Below are 13,980 nucleotides of genomic sequence, written 5' to 3'. Positions count from 1 at the left end.
TGGCGTGACTATCGAGACCCCCTACGAGGACATGCTGCGCGACGTGCTGGCGAACGGCACCGCGAAATCGGACCGCACCGGCACAGGAACGCGCAGTGTTTTTGGCCGCCAGCTGCGCTTCGACCTGAGCGAGAGTTTTCCGCTGATCACCACGAAGCGGGTGCACTTCAAGTCGGTCGCGATGGAGCTGCTGTGGTTCCTGCGCGGCGATTCCAACGTGCGCTGGCTGCAGGAAAACGGCGTCAAGATTTGGAATGAATGGGCGGACGACGCCGGCGAGCTGGGTCCCGTGTATGGCGTCCAGTGGCGCTCGTGGCCCACGCCGGACGGCGAGCACATCGACCAGATCAGCCAGGTCATGGAGTCGCTGCGGGAGAACCCTGATTCGCGCCGCCACATTGTTTCGGCCTGGAACGTTGGCGAGCTGAAGAACATGGCGCTGCCGCCGTGCCACGCCTTTTTCCAGTTCTATGTTGCCCCCACCGAGGACGGCCGGGGCAAGCTGAGCTGCCAGTTGTACCAGCGCTCCGCCGACACGTTTTTGGGCGTGCCGTTCAACATTGCCTCGTACGCCCTGCTGACCATGATGATGGCGCAGCAGTTGGACATGGAGCCGGGCGAATTCATCTGGACCGGCGGCGACGTTCACATTTACGACGACCACGTGGCGCAGGTGGCCGAGCAGCTTTCCCGGGAACCGTACCCGTACCCGCGGCTGCGTTTTACCCGCAAGCCGGACTCGATTTTTGACTACAGCTTCGACGACTTCGAGATCGTCAACTACCAGCACCACCCCACGATTAAGGCACCGATCGCAGTATGAGCACCCCTGAGTCCCTGCCCGCGTACACCTTCAGCCAGCCCATCGTGGGCATGATCTGGGCGCAGACCAACACCGGCGTCATCGGGGCAGACGGCGGCATGCCCTGGCACCTGCCCGAGGACATGGCCCATTTCAAGCGCGTGACCACCGGCCATCCCGTGGTCATGGGCCGCAAGACGTGGGACTCATTTCCGGACAAGTTCCGCCCCCTGCCGAACCGCACCAACATTGTGGTGACGCGGCAGGAGGGGTGGGGGTCCACGCCTGAGGCGAGAGGCGCCGTCGTACTCGACTCCTTGGACCAGGCGCTCGTGGAGGCCCAATTCTCCCCCGGCGGCAACGAGGTGTGGGTCATTGGCGGCGGGCAGATTTTTGAGCAGGCCATGGATGACTGCAATGTTGCCGTGGTGACGGTCATCAACACCGATGCCGCGGGCGACACGCAGGCACCGGCGCTGGGCCCGGAGTGGATGTTCCGCGGCGCGTCGCCGCTGGAGGGCTGGCATACCTCCAAGAACGGCACCGAGTACCGCATCACTATGTGGGCCAAGGGCGACACCGAGTTCGAGGCGCCCGAATAGGGGGCAGGCAGGCGATGGCGAGAACGGCACATCGTCATGAGCCGCCGCACAGGCTGGGTTTTTGTCCAGACTTGCACCACCTTTCCTGCCCCTGCCGCACCGGAGCCGCCATGAATGACATGCTGGGTGCCGACCTTGAAGACCTCCAGGCTCTGGCCCGGGACTATTCCGGCAACGCGCAAAAGCTGATGCTGGCGGCGGACAATGTGATCACGGTGGACTCCCCCGAGTATGCCGTCATCCTGCAACCGCACGCCTGCCTCACCTGGTTTGCCATGGCTCACAAGCCCGGAATCACGGCAGCAGAGGGAAACTTCGGAGTCGTGCACAAACATCTGCAGGACAACCCTGCGATTACAGGGCTTTCCGACGACAACGCGCTGGAGACAATTCGGCAGATCAGGCAGGACCAGGCATGGTGAACGATCCCCAACAGGATTCCCGCGACGCAGCAGCCACAGCGTGGCACAAGCAAGCCGTGGCGGCGGGGCAAACGGAACGCATGCTGGTCCGGGCCGTCAACGGGGAGTTGGTCAGCTACCTGCCGGAAGAATACGGTGTGGCCCGCATGACCTACGGTAGCCCCATCACCTCGGCTGCCGGCAACTGGGTCATGGCGGGGCTCCTGGTGGCCCTCACGGTGGGGCTTCCGGTTTCGGTCACCCTGCGCCTGTCTCCCAGCGCGGGCACGCCTTCACCCTGGCTGTGGATCGCCCCCATCCTCATTCTCCTGCCACTCGCCGGCTACTTTGCTTGGCAGGCCCGGAAGGAATCGCGTGCAGTAGGCCTGCGCCGCAAGCGCGGCCTGCCGGCTCCAACCTCACAAACCATTGAAAGCAAGTGGACCAGGGACCGTCCGTCCAACGGAAGGTAGCGAGATGCGCGCGTGAAAAAACAGCGGCAGACAGAAAGGCTGGCCGCTGCCAGGTACGCAGTCAGCATGGCATCCCCCGGCCAGTCGGCTGAGCCCGCACGGGTGCACCGCACGAAGCACCGCCAGCCCAAGGCGGACCGGGCCGCAAGGGTGCCAACCGGCGTCGTGCCTGTTCATTGGGTGAAACGAACTTCGGCCGATTTGCCCCGCCGACTAAACTGGGGACATGACCAATAACAATGTTCCTTCCGTCGGCCTTGTCGGCTGGCGCGGCATGGTCGGTTCCGTCCTGATGCAGCGCATGCAGGACGAAGGCGACTTCGGCGATATCAACCCCGTCTTCTTCTCCACCTCGAACGCCGGCGGCGCTGCCCCGGCGATTACCGGCGGCGACACCGGCAAGCTCGAAGACGCCTTTGACATCGACACGTTGGCCAAGCTGCCCATTATTGTGACCGCGCAGGGCGGGGACTACACCTCCCGCGTTCACACCGAGCTGCGCAACCGCGGCTGGGACGGGCTCTGGATGGACGCCGCCTCGACGCTGCGCATGAACGACGACTCGATCATTGTGCTGGACCCCATCAACCGCGACGTCATTGATGCGGGGCTGGCGGGCGGCGTGAAGGACTACGTGGGCGGCAACTGCACCGTCTCCTGCATGCTCATGGGCCTGGGTGGATTGTTCAAGAACGGCCTGGTCGAGTGGGGCACGTCCATGACATACCAGGCTGCCTCCGGCGGCGGCGCCCGCCACATGCGCGAGCTGCTGAACCAGTTCGGCACGCTCAACTCCGAGGTCTCCTCCGAGCTCGACAACCCGGCATCCGCGATCCTGGAAATCGACCGCAAGGTGCTGGCACACCAGCGCGAAGGCATCGACGCGGCGCAGTTCGGCGTTCCGCTGGCCGGGTCCCTGATCCCCTGGATCGACTCCGACCTGGGCAACGGCCAGTCCCGCGAGGAGTGGAAGGCCGGGGTTGAGACGAACAAGATCCTGGGCACCTCAGCCGAGAACCGGGTCATCATGGACGGGCTCTGCGTGCGCATCGGCGCCATGCGTTCACACTCACAGGCCCTGACCCTGAAGCTGCGCGAGGACCTGTCCGTCGCCGAGATCGAGTCGCTGCTGGCCAACGACAACGAATGGGCCAAGGTGGTGCCCAACACGAAGGAAGCCTCCATGGCAGACCTCACCCCCGTGGCGGCCTCCGGCACGCTGGAGGTCCCCGTGGGCCGCATCCGCAAGATGGAGATGGGCCCGGAATACATCAGCGCCTTCACCGTGGGCGACCAGCTCCTCTGGGGTGCCGCGGAGCCGCTGCGCCGCATGCTGAAGATCGCGGTCGGCACGCTCTAACCCTTCCCGTCTATGACGCAGTAGTTGCATTGGAAAACGCTTACTTCGGTGTTTTTGCTGCAACTACTGCGTCATAGACGTTTAAGGGTTCAGGAATTTCGCGTAGGCCTTCGCCGCCTTGTCCAGCGCCTTGTGCTGGTTGGGGCCCAGCTCCGTGAAAAACTCCGGAAGCACGACGCCGGCCAGCTGCCTTTCGCAGTCGGCCGTGCCTTGCGCCTTCCGCCAGGTCCCGGCCACCCGGCCGCCTGCGACCACCGTGGCCTTGAACATGCCGTTATTGCCGGGCACGGTGAGCGGGGCGTGTTCCGGGGCCAGCGCCGCGGACCTGTCCGTGTAGCCCAACAGGTATTCGTCGAAGCCCGGCAGCAGGAGCACGGAGCGGGCGCCGGGGAGGGCCTTCTTGTCCTCCGGGCCACCGAGCAGCGCGGCTGTTTCCGGGGCCAGCCAGTACTGAGTGCCGTTGCACTCCACCGTTTCCAGTTGCCCCTTCACCGCGTCCAGCCCTGCCCGGATGTCCTTGCGTGTCAGCTTGGACCACCATTGGAAATCCTGGACTGTGGCCGGGCCGTGGCTGCGGAAGTAGCGCAGCGCCAGTTCCGCGAGGGCATCCGGCCGGTCCAGGGTGCGCGGGTTCTTGATCCATTCCTGCGAGCTGACGTAGAACTGGTTGTTGCCGTTCATGGGCCCCTGCACGAGCGTCTGCTCCAGGCACAGCAGGAACAGGAAGTGGTAGCCGCGCTGCGCCTTGGTCCCCTGCCCCGCCAGCTCGAATGCAGCAAACAATGCCTCACGCGTGGTGCGGCCGCCCGACTGTTCCAACAGCGCAAGGGAGATGGTGCGCACCTGGGCGAGGTCCGCCGTCGAAATTCCCAATTGGCGGTGGCGCGTTGCCTGGCCCTGCAGCATGCGTTCGGCGGTGAGCGAGAGCACCCATCCGAGGTCCTCGGCCACGGTGACGTGGAGGGTGCCGCGGAGGGGGTTGGAGCGGACCAGCTCGCCGCGGTTGAAGGCGGCCTCGACGGCGGTGCGGGTGCTGCCGGAGCGCAGGCCGATCGACCACAGGGCGCCGGGGAAGTCCTGGCCCTGCAGTGCTGTCAGTGAACGCACAACGTCCACCGGCCCCGGGCTGGGACTGGTGGACGTTGCGGGCAGTGCCGGCAGGATTCCCTGCGCGGCGAGCCGGAGCCGGGCGATGGTGGCGGGCGTGGGGTTATGTGCCATGCCCCCACTTTACGACTAGCGGGCTGAGCGGAAATTCGCCGTGACGGGGCATTCGAAGGGGTCACGCTGGCCCAGGCCGACGCGGTTCAGGTAGCGCATCACGATCATGTAGGAGCTCCAGAGCGTGGTTTCCGTGTAGGTGATGTCGCGCTCTGCACAGTACTTGATGACCATGGGCTGGACGGCCTTGAGGTTCTTTGAGGACATGGTGGGGAACAGGTGGTGTTCGATCTGGTAGTTCAGCCCGCCCATGCCGGCGTCAACCCACCAGCCGCCGGAGATATTGCGGCTCATGAGGGTCTGGCGGCGCATGAAGTCGATCTTGACGTCCTTGGGGACCAGCGGCATGCCCTTGTGGTTCGGGGCGAAGGAGCCGCCCATGTAGAGCCCCAGCGCCATGATCTGCACGGCAATGAACGCCAGGCCGATGGCCCAGCCCAGGTACCAGATGGTGAATGCCGGGAGCACCACGAGGCGCACAAACAGGAAGGCAATCTCGGTCTTGCGCTGCGGCACTACCTGCTTGCGGTCCAGCACCCGGCCGACTGCGGAGAAGTGCAGGTCAAGTGCGGCAAGGGTCAGCAGCGGGAAGAAGAAGTACCCCTGGCGGGCGGCGAACCACTTGGCGAAGCCCTTGCGCTTGGCGGCGCTGTCCGGATCAAACACGAGGGCGCCGGGATCGATGTCGCCGTCCACGCCGATCTTGTTCGGGTTCAGGTGATGCTTGCCGTGCTTGTTCATCCACCAGCCGTAGGACAGGCCCACGAACAGGTTGCCGGCGATGCGGGCCAGCCAGGCGTTCTTCTTGGCGGAGGCAAAGACCTGGCGGTGGGCGGCGTCGTGCGAGAGGAAGGCGGTGTGCGTGCACATGAAAGCAAACAGGACGGCGGTGACCAGCTGCCACCAGGACTGGCCCAGCGTCAGGAACAGCGCAAACACGGCCAGGTAGCCGAGGCTCTGGCGCACGATGCGGGTGACGTACCACTTGATGTCGCGCTCCATGAGCCCGGCGGCGCGCACCTGTTCGGTCAGCTTGATGAAGTCCGTGACGTGCCGGTCACGCTCCGGGCGTTTCCGCACCGGCTTCGTAGTGGCGCTGTCTTCGAGTACTTCCGGGCTGTCAAGTGTTGCCGACGACATGGGGCTCCTTGCCCTGGCCCGCCAAAGTGCGCCAGGTTAATAGAAAAGTCTGATCTTTCCATTAACACTATGAAGATCCACCGCGGCACACATCACACCCGGGAGCCGTCTTGCCCCCCTACCCCGGTACGGGGTGCGGGTTGGTGGGGTCGGTGCGGGCGGTACTGGGCGGTGTCGGTGCGAGCGGGGCGGTGCTATGCGGTGGAACGGTCGATGCGGCAGCGGCGAAACGCCCGGGGCTGCACGCCGTGCCGCTCATAATGGCCGCTGCCGCCCAAAATGGCCCACCCACTCGAAGATTGCCGCCCATATTGGCCCCTGCCGGTGAAATATCAGCGGCAGGGGCCAATATGGGCGGCGTCGTCCGCTGCGGGCCACATCTGGCTGAGGCACCTGACGCAGGCCTACCGCTGGGGCAGGCCTGCCCTGCGCAACAAGGCGGCAAAGGTGCCACGGTCGCTCATATCCCGCCAGGTCCATCGGACGAACCTCACCCCTTGGCTGCGAATATCGTCTTCGCGGCATTTTTCGGCCCACACCCGTTCTTCCATCGATCCGCCGGACCAGTCGCCGCGCAGGTATTTTCCCTTGCCATCAAACTCGCCGGCAACGTTCTGTTCCTCAAACCAAAAGTCAACGTTGGCGGACTTCCCAGTGAGTAGGGTGAACTCCTTTTGCAGCACCGGCGCAGGAAAACCAAGCTCATACATCTTTGCCCGGCTAATGGATTCACCGGCCGACCCAGACAAGCCCGAGGCAAAGTTGATAACTGCATTCACGCGATTCCGGGCAGCCCGGGTAGGCAGTTTGGCGGCAGCCAAGCGCAACTCGTCCACTGACAGGGCCGGCCCCTGTGGCCCGTCCGTGGTCCACGATGGCTCCTCCGCGCCCGGCAAAGTGCCAATAGGCCTAAATGCGTTGACCTGCTGTCTGGCTACCGGCTGCCTCAGTGCGGAATCGCAAATGGCTACGGCATAGGGAAAGGCCAGTTCACTGATGAGGGCCATGGTGGTCCTCAGTTTGTCGGTCAGCAGAAATGGACCGCATCTCACGATGCTCTCTGACAGGGAGCCGACATGCCGGGCTATGTTCTTGGTGCTCCGTCCACTGGTCCGGGTCTCCGTCACCACGTGTGTTCTCCCCGGCACACCCACGATCCACAGGCCCCATAGTAGGGCGGCTGATGCGTGGCACAACACTGCGGGCCGCGTCACCGCCTCATTGAATGCGCTCACCCCAAGTCCGTACTGCTCAACCCTTGACAGTTGCTGCCATTCAACAGCGGTGACATAGCTGCCATGGTAGACCCGTTCCAGTTCGCCTTGGCGGCACCGTCTGGCCAAGGTGGCGGGGTCCTGCCCCAGACGACGCACGTCCGCTGCCCGAATGAGTCGAGGATATTTCATGCCCCCAGCCTCGCACTGTCAGGGCGGTGACATGGCGGAAATTCGAGACAATGTGGATGTCGTGGTGTGCAGCCATGCCTGTGGAGCAATGATGACTCTCTGGCGTGAAACGAATACGCGCAGGTATGAAACCCGGTCTAGCCCGACGCCGCCGAAATTGGTCCACGCCGGTCATCGTGGCTCACGCAGCCCATATTGATCCCTGCCGGTGGAATAACAGCGGCATTGGCCAATATGGACGGCGGCCGCGCGGACAGCTCGTGGCAGCGGCTCAAACCGACTCCCAAGGACTGTCCGTGGCGCGTCAGAGGGAGCAGCCCACCAGGACCGGCTCGGGGACCAGGGTGATGCCAAATTGGCGTTCGACGCCGGAGCGCACCTGCCGCGCAATCGCCAGAATGTCTTCGGCTTGGGCGCCGCCACGGTTCGTAATGGCGAGGGTGTGCTTGGTGGAAAGGGAAGCGCGTGGCGGGGTCCCGGCGTCGGGCTGGGCAGCAGCGGTTCCAGCGGCACCCGAGGTGGCGGCGGACAGCTCGCCGGCCAGGCCCCAGCCCTTGGAGAACCCGGCGTGCTCGATGAGCCAGGCGGCGCTGAGCTTCACGAGGTCGCCGGCTGGCCAGCGGGGGGCGGTCTCGGGCAGCGTGGCGGCGACCTCGGCGGGGACGATGGGGTTGGTGAAGAAGGAGCCGGTGGAGAAGGTGTCGCGGTCGGCGGGGTCCAGGACCATGCCCTTGGATGCGCGCAGGGCCAGGACAGTGCGGCGCAGCTCGAGGGAGTTGGCGCGCTTGCCGACCTCCACGTCGAGGCGGCGGGCCAGCTCGGCGTACTTGACGGGGGCGCTCATCCGGCCGAGCAGCAGCTGGAACTCGACGGTCAGGACCACGTAGCGGGGAGAGCCGTTGACCGTGGTCTGCTTGAGCAGGGAGTCGCGGTAGCCGAAGTTGAGTTCGTAGTTGGTGAAGGTGTGGACAGCGTTTTTCTCGCGGTCCCAGGTGCGGACGGCGGCGATCGTCTGGGCCACCTCGCAGCCGTAGGCGCCCACGTTCTGCACGGGGGTGGCCCCTGCGCTGCCGGGGACGCCGGACAGTGCCTCGAGCCCGCTCCATGCGTGCAGGACGGTTTGGTGGACAAAGTCGTCCCAGTCGTGGCCGGCCTGGACCACGACGGACGCCCCGCCGCAGGAGTCTTCCGAGTTGGCCACAAAGCCCCGGCTGGCGATCTTCAGGACGGTGCCGTCGAAGCCTTCGTCCGAGATGACCAGGTTGGAGCCGCCGCCAATGATCAGCAGCGGCTCGCCCCCCGCGTCCGCTGCCTTGACGGCGGCAATGATCTCCGCCTCCGTGGTAGCCACAACATAGTTGCGTGCGGGGCCGCCCACTTCAAGGGTGGTCAGGGAGCTGAGGGATGTTTGCGCGTTCACCCTTCCACACTATCGCCTGCCGGAACTGCCGTGTCCGCGTGGCCGGCGGCGCCGGCAGCCGGCGGGGCATCCAGCGCTGCGGGGCGGCGCACCACCGGTGTGAGGAAGAATGCCACGACGAGCAGGCCGAGGACCGCGAGCAGGGAGTGCAGCACGCCAACGTGTTCGGCCAGCAGGCCCAGCAGGGGCGGGCCGCCAAGGAACGCGCCGTATCCGATGGTGGAGACAACCGAGACGCGCGCGGCGGCCTGTTCGGGGTCGTCGGAGGCTGCAGACATGGCCACGGGGAAGCCAAGCGCGGAGCCCAGGCCCCAGAAGACCAAAGCGGCCAGGGCCACGGGGGCGCTGGGCGCGAACACGAACAGCCCCAGGCCGATGACGGCCAGGGCGGCCCCAACGCGCAGCACGGCCACCCGGCCATACTTGTCCAAGACCACGGTGCCGGCGAAGCGGCCGATGGTCATGGCGGAGACAAAGATGCCGTAGCCGACGGCGCCGATGGCGGCGGTGGAGTCGTAGCCGTCCACCATCGCCAGGGCCACCCAGTCCCCCGCCGCACCTTCTGCCAGGCCCAGGCCGAGCACGAGGGCGCCGAGCATGAGCGTGCGGGGATCGCGCCAGGCGGCGGCGATCTTTGCCTGCCCTGCCTTCTTGTCGGCCTTGCGGCCCGTGCCGGCAGATCCGGAGCCAGGCGCCGTTGTAGCGGCGGTGATGACCGGGATGGGTCCGGTGCCCGGGACGGCGCCGGACTCGCCGAGGTCCACTTCGGTGGCCTCGGTCCCTGCCTTGTCCGCCTGGTAGTACTTGGTGCCGATCAGCACGGCCGTGCACACGATGACGGCAATCGCCGAAAGGTGGACGGCCACGGGAATGTGCATGGATGCGGCCAGGGCCCCGAGCCCGGCGCCGGCCACGGTGCCGATGCTGAACGAGCCGTGCAGGCGCGGCATGATGTGCCGGCCCAGCGCGCGCTCCACTGCCGCGCCCTCAATGTTGGAGGCCGTGTTCCAGCTTCCGGTGCCCAGGCCCAGGATGACCAGTCCGGCACCCACCACCAGCGTCTCGGCAAAGACGGTGGCCCCGAGCCCCATGACGATGACGCCAATGGTCTGGATGACGGTGCCCAGCCGCGAGGTCAGCTTGGACCCGAGCCGCAGCACCACCAGCCCCGACATGGCCACGGACACAAAGGAGCCCAGCGACATGGACAGCAGCAGCAGCCCCACCTGCCCGGGCGTCAGGCCCAGGTCGTCGCGGATGGCCGGGATGCGGGAAACCCAGCTGGCAAACACCAGTCCGGAACCGGCATATGCGGTGACAACGCCGTTGCGCCAGGCGGTTACCTGGCTTGCGGGGCCAGGGTTCACGTCAGGCGGACCACGGCTTGGGCCTTGACCAGAACTTTTTGTCCCTCCAGGGTGACGGTGAGATCGATGCGTGCGGTCCCGGCGTCGGAATCCAGCGCACCAACCACCCCGGAAACCTCCACCACGGCACCCGGGGCGCCGGCGACGTCGGCCACGGGGACGGGCTTGGTGAAGCGCGTTCCATAGGAGACGACGGCGGAGGGGTCGCCGATCCAGTCGGTCACCAGCTGCACGGCGGCACCCATGGTGAACATGCCGTGGGCGATGACGCCGGGCAGCTCAACCTCGCGGGCGAAGCGGTCGTTCCAGTGGATCGGGTTGAAGTCCCCGGACGCGCCGGCGTACTTGACGAGGTCCGCGCGGGAGATCTCGAGTGTGCGTGAGCCGATCTCGGTGCCCACGGCCAAATCTGCAATGTTGATGCTCATTACTGCCCCTCCCCGCGGACCAGGATGGCGGAAACGGTGGTCGCGACGGCAACGCCGCCGACGGTGGAAATTTCTGCGCGGGTGGTAATCATGGCCCCGCCTCCCATGCCGCGGACGCCATCTACATGCAATTCGGCCACGAGCTCATCGCCGGCCGTGATGGCGCGGTGGTGCGTGAATTTCTGCTCCGCATGGACGACACGGGAGAAGTCGATGCCGGAATCGGGGTCGTTGATCAGCAGGGCGTCGGCACGCTGGGCCACGATGATGGCGTAGGTGGGCGGCGCCACGAGGTCGGCATGGCCCAGGGCCTGCGCGGCGGCAACGTCAAAGTGGGCTGCATTGGTGGCCTTGACGGCTCTGGCGAAGTCGCGGACGGACTCCCGGCCGACACTGTACGGATCGCTCAATGCGTAGCTGCGCCCCTGCAGCTCTGGGTTGATGGTCATGCCCTTAACCCTATAGGTCGGGGGCCCGCACGCGCACGCTAAGGCGCTGGCGTGGACCTCATGCGTGCCACGATGGCAAGGAGCGACTCCAGGTCCATGGTTTCCTGTTCCCCACCGGCCGGACCGCCGCTGCCCTTTTTCGTGGGGACGGGGAAGCCGAACAGTGCCGCGTTGTAGTACATGCCGTCGCCCAGGAGCATGATGGCGCGGGCGACGGCGAGGTCGGCAACGTCGCTGAGGATCAGTTCAAACCACCGGGCATGCAGTTCAATGAAGGCCTGTCGGACGGTGTCGTCATCGCTTTGGATCAGTCGGTGGGCGGCGACGATGCTGCGGTCGAAGGGGCTCCCGCCAAAGACGCTCGTGCGCAGGTAGTACACGGCGCATCCTTCGGGGTCTTCGGCCATCTCGGCAAAGTCCTGCTCGGCGTATTCACGCAGCTGGGCCAGCAGCCCGTCCGTCAGTGCTTCCTTGCTCTTGAAGTGGTACAGCAGCCCGCCCTTCGAGACGCCGGCCGCGGCGGCCACGGCATCCAGGGTTGCCGCCTGCGGGCCGTCGCTGATCAAGAGGTCGATATAGCTGGTGAGGACCCGTTCACGCGCCGAGGGCTGTTTAGTCATTCGACCAGCCTACAAGACGTGATGAAGTACACCGTCCAGTCGGTACAGTAAACCGTCCAGACGGTATAGAATTAGTGTCATGGCTTCAACACTGACCACCCCAACCTTGGACAGCACCCCCCGCGCCGGCACACGCTCATGGATCGCCCTGGCGGTGCTGATGCTGCCCGTCCTGCTGATCTCCGTGGACAACACGGTGTTGAGTTTTGCCATCCCCTCCATCTCGCTGGCGCTGACACCGTCCGCGTCCGAGCTGCTGTGGATCATCGACATCTACCCGCTTGTCCTGGCGGCCCTGCTGGTCCCCATGGGCAGCATGACGGACAGGTTTGGCCGCCGCAAGCTCCTGCTGATCGGCAGCACCGGCTTCGCCGTGGTCTCCGCGTTCGCAGCCTTCGCCCCCACCGCCGGCGCCCTGATCGGCTACCGCGCCCTGCTGGGCCTCTTTGGCGCCATGCTGATGCCGGCAACACTGTCGCTGATCCGCAACCTGTTTCTCCACCCCGCCCAGCGACGCACGGCCATCGCCATCTGGGCTGCCGGCTTCTCCGGCGGCGCGGCGCTCGGCCCCATCGTGGGCGGCTTCATCCTGGAGCACTTCTGGTGGGGTGCGGTGTTCCTCATGTCCGTCCCCGTGCTGGTCCCGCTGCTGATCCTGGCGCCGATCTTCGTGCCCGAGTCCAAGGACCCGAACCCGGGCAGAATCGACGTCTGGAGCATCCTGCTGTCCTTCGGCGCCATGGTTCCGGCAATCTTCGGCATCAAGGAAATTGCCCAATCCGGCTTCTCCCTGCTCAACCTTGGCCTGATCGTGGTTGGCGTGGCCCTGGCCGTGGTGTTTGTGCGCCGCCAGATGCACCGCGCCGACCCCATGATGGACGTATCCCTGTTCAAGAACCCCGTGTTCAGCGGCAGCGTCAGCGCCAACCTCCTGAGCATCTTTGCACTGGTGGGCTTCCTGTACTTCATCACCCAGCACCTGCAGCTGGTGGTGGGCCTCTCCCCCACCACCGCCGCCTACGTGCTGGTGCCCGGACTGGCCATCACGGTGGTGTGCGGGCTGCTCGCAGCCAAGCTGGCCAACCACTTCCGGCCGTCCCACCTGGTGGTGGCCGGGCTGCTGCTCAACGCCACGGCATTTTTGATCGTCTTCCTGAACACCAGCGGCTCGGTCATGGGCATCATCATCGCCTTCGCCGTTCTCGGTGCCGGTGTGGGGACCGCGGAGACCATCTCCAACGACCTCATCCTCTCCGCAGCCCCACCGGCCAAGGCCGGAGCCGCCTCGGCCATTTCCGAGACGGCCTACGAGGTCGGATCGGTGCTGGGCACGGCGGTCCTGGGCAGCATCCTCGCCGCGTCCTACCGCATGAACGTCACGGTTCCCGCCGGCGTTTCCGCTGCCGGGCAGGACACGGCGTCCCAGACGCTCGGCGGCGCCATTGAGGTTGCCGGGACCCTGCCGGCCGAACAGGGCCAGGCACTCCTGGAGTCGGCCAAGCACGCCTTCGATTCCGGCTCCGGCACGGTCGCGCTTGTCAGCGTGGTCCTCATGCTTGCCGCCGCCGTGATGTGCGCTTTCGCCCTGCGCACCGCCGTCAGCGCCCCAGAGCCCGTGGACCACTGACCGCAGTCCCGGCCACCTGCAAAGGAAGGACGACGGCGCCACTTGCCTGGCGCCGTCGTCCCTCCTTTTGTTTGTGGCCGGGAAGGCGGGGAATCAGCGGGTGAACGCCATGGCGGGCCGCTCGAGGCGCCCGCGCTGGACGCTGGAGTAGTCCCGTGCCAGCGTCACGAGCCCTGCACTGTCGAAGGCCAGGACCGTGCAGCCTGAAATGGTCAGCGGCCCGGCCTCGGTGCAAATGACGGCCCAGTACTCGACGCTGGCTGACGCGCCGTCGACAACGGGTTCGGCGAACCATGCCTCTGCGGGCCCCGTTTCCTCCGCGAAGGACTCTTCAAGGTAGCGGCGCAGCCCGGCGCGTCCGCGGTACGGCCGGAACAGGGACGCCCAGTGGTCCCCGTCCTCGGACTGCAGCGCTGCGATGGCGTCAATGTCCCTGAGCGGCCAGGCGGCGGCCCAGGTCCGGGCCCATCGTTGGGCGGCTTCGGCGGTTTGCACCGGCATGTCAGGACACCGTCCGGACGGGCGAGATCTGCTCCACCGGGAAGTAGTCGGCAAACCGCGGTGGAGGGGTGGCCAGCACCGGCGCAAGCCAGACGGAGGCCGACCACCAAAACACGACCGCCGGAGCCATGGCGCTGCGTTCCACCATGGGCAGCTGCCTCCT

Annotated in this window: 16 protein-coding genes and 1 pseudogene; 6 read left to right on the top strand and 11 right to left on the bottom strand. The window is 66.1% G+C overall.

Annotated elements, in window-relative coordinates:
• The first annotated feature begins 4 nt into the window (after positions 1-4).
• From JOF48_RS10385 to asd, 5 genes are all read left to right on the top strand, one after another.
• Positions 5-823: a thymidylate synthase gene (locus JOF48_RS10385; RefSeq protein WP_342591214.1), complete on the top strand. Its 819-nt coding sequence runs from the start codon at positions 5-7 to the stop codon at positions 821-823.
• Positions 820-1,404, top strand: coding sequence for a dihydrofolate reductase (locus tag JOF48_RS10380; protein WP_281067969.1), 585 nt, complete (start codon positions 820-822; stop codon positions 1,402-1,404). Before JOF48_RS10385 ends, JOF48_RS10380 begins: the two co-directional genes overlap by 4 nt.
• A gap of 110 nt (positions 1,405-1,514) precedes the next feature.
• On the top strand, positions 1,515-1,826 hold the full coding sequence (locus JOF48_RS10375) for a hypothetical protein (protein ID WP_209680412.1): 312 nt from the start codon (positions 1,515-1,517) through the stop codon (positions 1,824-1,826).
• Complete coding sequence (locus tag JOF48_RS10370; RefSeq protein ID WP_209680410.1) at positions 1,820-2,278, top strand: hypothetical protein; 459 nt, start codon at positions 1,820-1,822, stop codon at positions 2,276-2,278. Before JOF48_RS10375 ends, JOF48_RS10370 begins: the two co-directional genes overlap by 7 nt.
• A 226-nt stretch (positions 2,279-2,504) precedes the next feature.
• Positions 2,505-3,638 (top strand): aspartate-semialdehyde dehydrogenase, encoded by a 1,134-nt coding sequence (gene asd, locus JOF48_RS10365; protein ID WP_209680408.1) that lies wholly within the window; start codon positions 2,505-2,507, stop codon positions 3,636-3,638.
• 81 nt (positions 3,639-3,719) lie between these two features.
• On the opposite strand, the gene JOF48_RS10360 is transcribed toward asd, so the two are convergent.
• The 9 genes and pseudogenes from JOF48_RS10360 to JOF48_RS10325 form a co-directional block, all read right to left on the bottom strand.
• The gene (locus JOF48_RS10360; protein ID WP_209680406.1) at positions 3,720-4,859 is read right to left on the bottom strand and encodes a winged helix DNA-binding domain-containing protein; all 1,140 of its coding nucleotides are present in this window, start codon (positions 4,857-4,859) and stop codon (positions 3,720-3,722) included.
• Positions 4,860-4,874: 15 nt separating this feature from the next.
• Entirely contained in the window at positions 4,875-5,999 is a 1,125-nt protein-coding gene (locus JOF48_RS10355) for a fatty acid desaturase family protein (protein WP_209680404.1), read from the bottom strand.
• A 404-nt stretch (positions 6,000-6,403) separates the two neighbouring features.
• Entirely contained in the window at positions 6,404-7,006 is a 603-nt protein-coding gene (locus JOF48_RS19630) for a hypothetical protein (protein WP_245346489.1), read from the bottom strand.
• A gap of 291 nt (positions 7,007-7,297) precedes the next feature.
• Positions 7,298-7,405 (bottom strand): annotated as a pseudogene (locus tag JOF48_RS20165) (type IV toxin-antitoxin system AbiEi family antitoxin domain-containing protein); the annotation flags it as partial.
• 304 nt (positions 7,406-7,709) lie between these two features.
• Positions 7,710-8,825 carry a UDP-N-acetylmuramate dehydrogenase gene (locus JOF48_RS10345; protein ID WP_209680400.1) on the bottom strand — a complete coding sequence of 372 codons (1,116 nt, stop codon included), beginning with the start codon at positions 8,823-8,825 and terminating at the stop codon, positions 7,710-7,712.
• Positions 8,822-10,192: an MFS transporter gene (locus tag JOF48_RS10340; protein ID WP_209680397.1), complete on the bottom strand. Its 1,371-nt coding sequence runs from the start codon at positions 10,190-10,192 to the stop codon at positions 8,822-8,824. Before JOF48_RS10340 ends, JOF48_RS10345 begins: the two co-directional genes overlap by 4 nt.
• Positions 10,189-10,620, bottom strand: a complete 432-nt coding sequence (locus tag JOF48_RS10335) for a MaoC family dehydratase (RefSeq protein WP_209680395.1) — start codon at positions 10,618-10,620, stop codon at positions 10,189-10,191. Before JOF48_RS10335 ends, JOF48_RS10340 begins: the two co-directional genes overlap by 4 nt.
• On the bottom strand, positions 10,620-11,069 hold the full coding sequence (locus JOF48_RS10330) for an FAS1-like dehydratase domain-containing protein (protein WP_209680393.1): 450 nt from the start codon (positions 11,067-11,069) through the stop codon (positions 10,620-10,622). Before JOF48_RS10330 ends, JOF48_RS10335 begins: the two co-directional genes overlap by 1 nt.
• A 38-nt stretch (positions 11,070-11,107) precedes the next feature.
• On the bottom strand, positions 11,108-11,689 hold the full coding sequence (locus tag JOF48_RS10325; RefSeq protein ID WP_209680391.1) for a TetR/AcrR family transcriptional regulator: 582 nt from the start codon (positions 11,687-11,689) through the stop codon (positions 11,108-11,110).
• A gap of 79 nt (positions 11,690-11,768) precedes the next feature.
• Between JOF48_RS10325 and JOF48_RS10320 the strand changes: the two genes are divergently transcribed.
• Entirely contained in the window at positions 11,769-13,316 is a 1,548-nt protein-coding gene (locus JOF48_RS10320; RefSeq protein WP_209680389.1) for an MFS transporter, read from the top strand.
• A 93-nt stretch (positions 13,317-13,409) separates the two neighbouring features.
• Here JOF48_RS10320 and JOF48_RS10315 read toward each other — a convergent pair whose 3' ends face one another.
• Positions 13,410-13,817 carry a nuclear transport factor 2 family protein gene (locus JOF48_RS10315; protein WP_209680387.1) on the bottom strand — a complete coding sequence of 136 codons (408 nt, stop codon included), beginning with the start codon at positions 13,815-13,817 and terminating at the stop codon, positions 13,410-13,412.
• 1 nt (position 13,818) lies between these two features.
• On the bottom strand, positions 13,819-13,965 hold the full coding sequence (locus JOF48_RS10310; RefSeq protein WP_209680385.1) for a hypothetical protein: 147 nt from the start codon (positions 13,963-13,965) through the stop codon (positions 13,819-13,821).
• Positions 13,966-13,980 lie beyond the last annotated feature (15 nt).

The organism is Arthrobacter stackebrandtii (assembly GCF_017876675.1).
Taxonomy (GTDB): Bacteria; Actinomycetota; Actinomycetes; order Actinomycetales; family Micrococcaceae; genus Specibacter; species Specibacter stackebrandtii.
Note: the sequence above shows the minus strand (reverse complement) of the source record. Positions and strands in the feature narration are given on the sequence as shown.

Coding starts and splice junctions, on each gene's coding strand:
- JOF48_RS10380 (WP_281067969.1), top strand. CDS start 820: ATGAGCACCCCTGAGTCCCTGCCCGCGTACACCTTCAGCCAGCCCATC.
- JOF48_RS10375 (WP_209680412.1), top strand. CDS start 1,515: ATGAATGACATGCTGGGTGCCGACCTTGAAGACCTCCAGGCTCTGGCC.
- JOF48_RS10370 (WP_209680410.1), top strand. CDS start 1,820: ATGGTGAACGATCCCCAACAGGATTCCCGCGACGCAGCAGCCACAGCG.
- asd (WP_209680408.1), top strand. CDS start 2,505: ATGACCAATAACAATGTTCCTTCCGTCGGCCTTGTCGGCTGGCGCGGC.
- JOF48_RS10360 (WP_209680406.1), bottom strand. CDS start 4,859: ATGGCACATAACCCCACGCCCGCCACCATCGCCCGGCTCCGGCTCGCC.
- JOF48_RS10355 (WP_209680404.1), bottom strand. CDS start 5,999: ATGTCGTCGGCAACACTTGACAGCCCGGAAGTACTCGAAGACAGCGCC.
- JOF48_RS19630 (WP_245346489.1), bottom strand. CDS start 7,006: ATGGCCCTCATCAGTGAACTGGCCTTTCCCTATGCCGTAGCCATTTGC.
- JOF48_RS10335 (WP_209680395.1), bottom strand. CDS start 10,620: ATGAGCATCAACATTGCAGATTTGGCCGTGGGCACCGAGATCGGCTCA.
- JOF48_RS10330 (WP_209680393.1), bottom strand. CDS start 11,069: ATGACCATCAACCCAGAGCTGCAGGGGCGCAGCTACGCATTGAGCGAT.
- JOF48_RS10325 (WP_209680391.1), bottom strand. CDS start 11,689: ATGACTAAACAGCCCTCGGCGCGTGAACGGGTCCTCACCAGCTATATC.
- JOF48_RS10320 (WP_209680389.1), top strand. CDS start 11,769: ATGGCTTCAACACTGACCACCCCAACCTTGGACAGCACCCCCCGCGCC.
- JOF48_RS10315 (WP_209680387.1), bottom strand. CDS start 13,817: ATGCCGGTGCAAACCGCCGAAGCCGCCCAACGATGGGCCCGGACCTGG.
- JOF48_RS10310 (WP_209680385.1), bottom strand. CDS start 13,965: ATGGTGGAACGCAGCGCCATGGCTCCGGCGGTCGTGTTTTGGTGGTCG.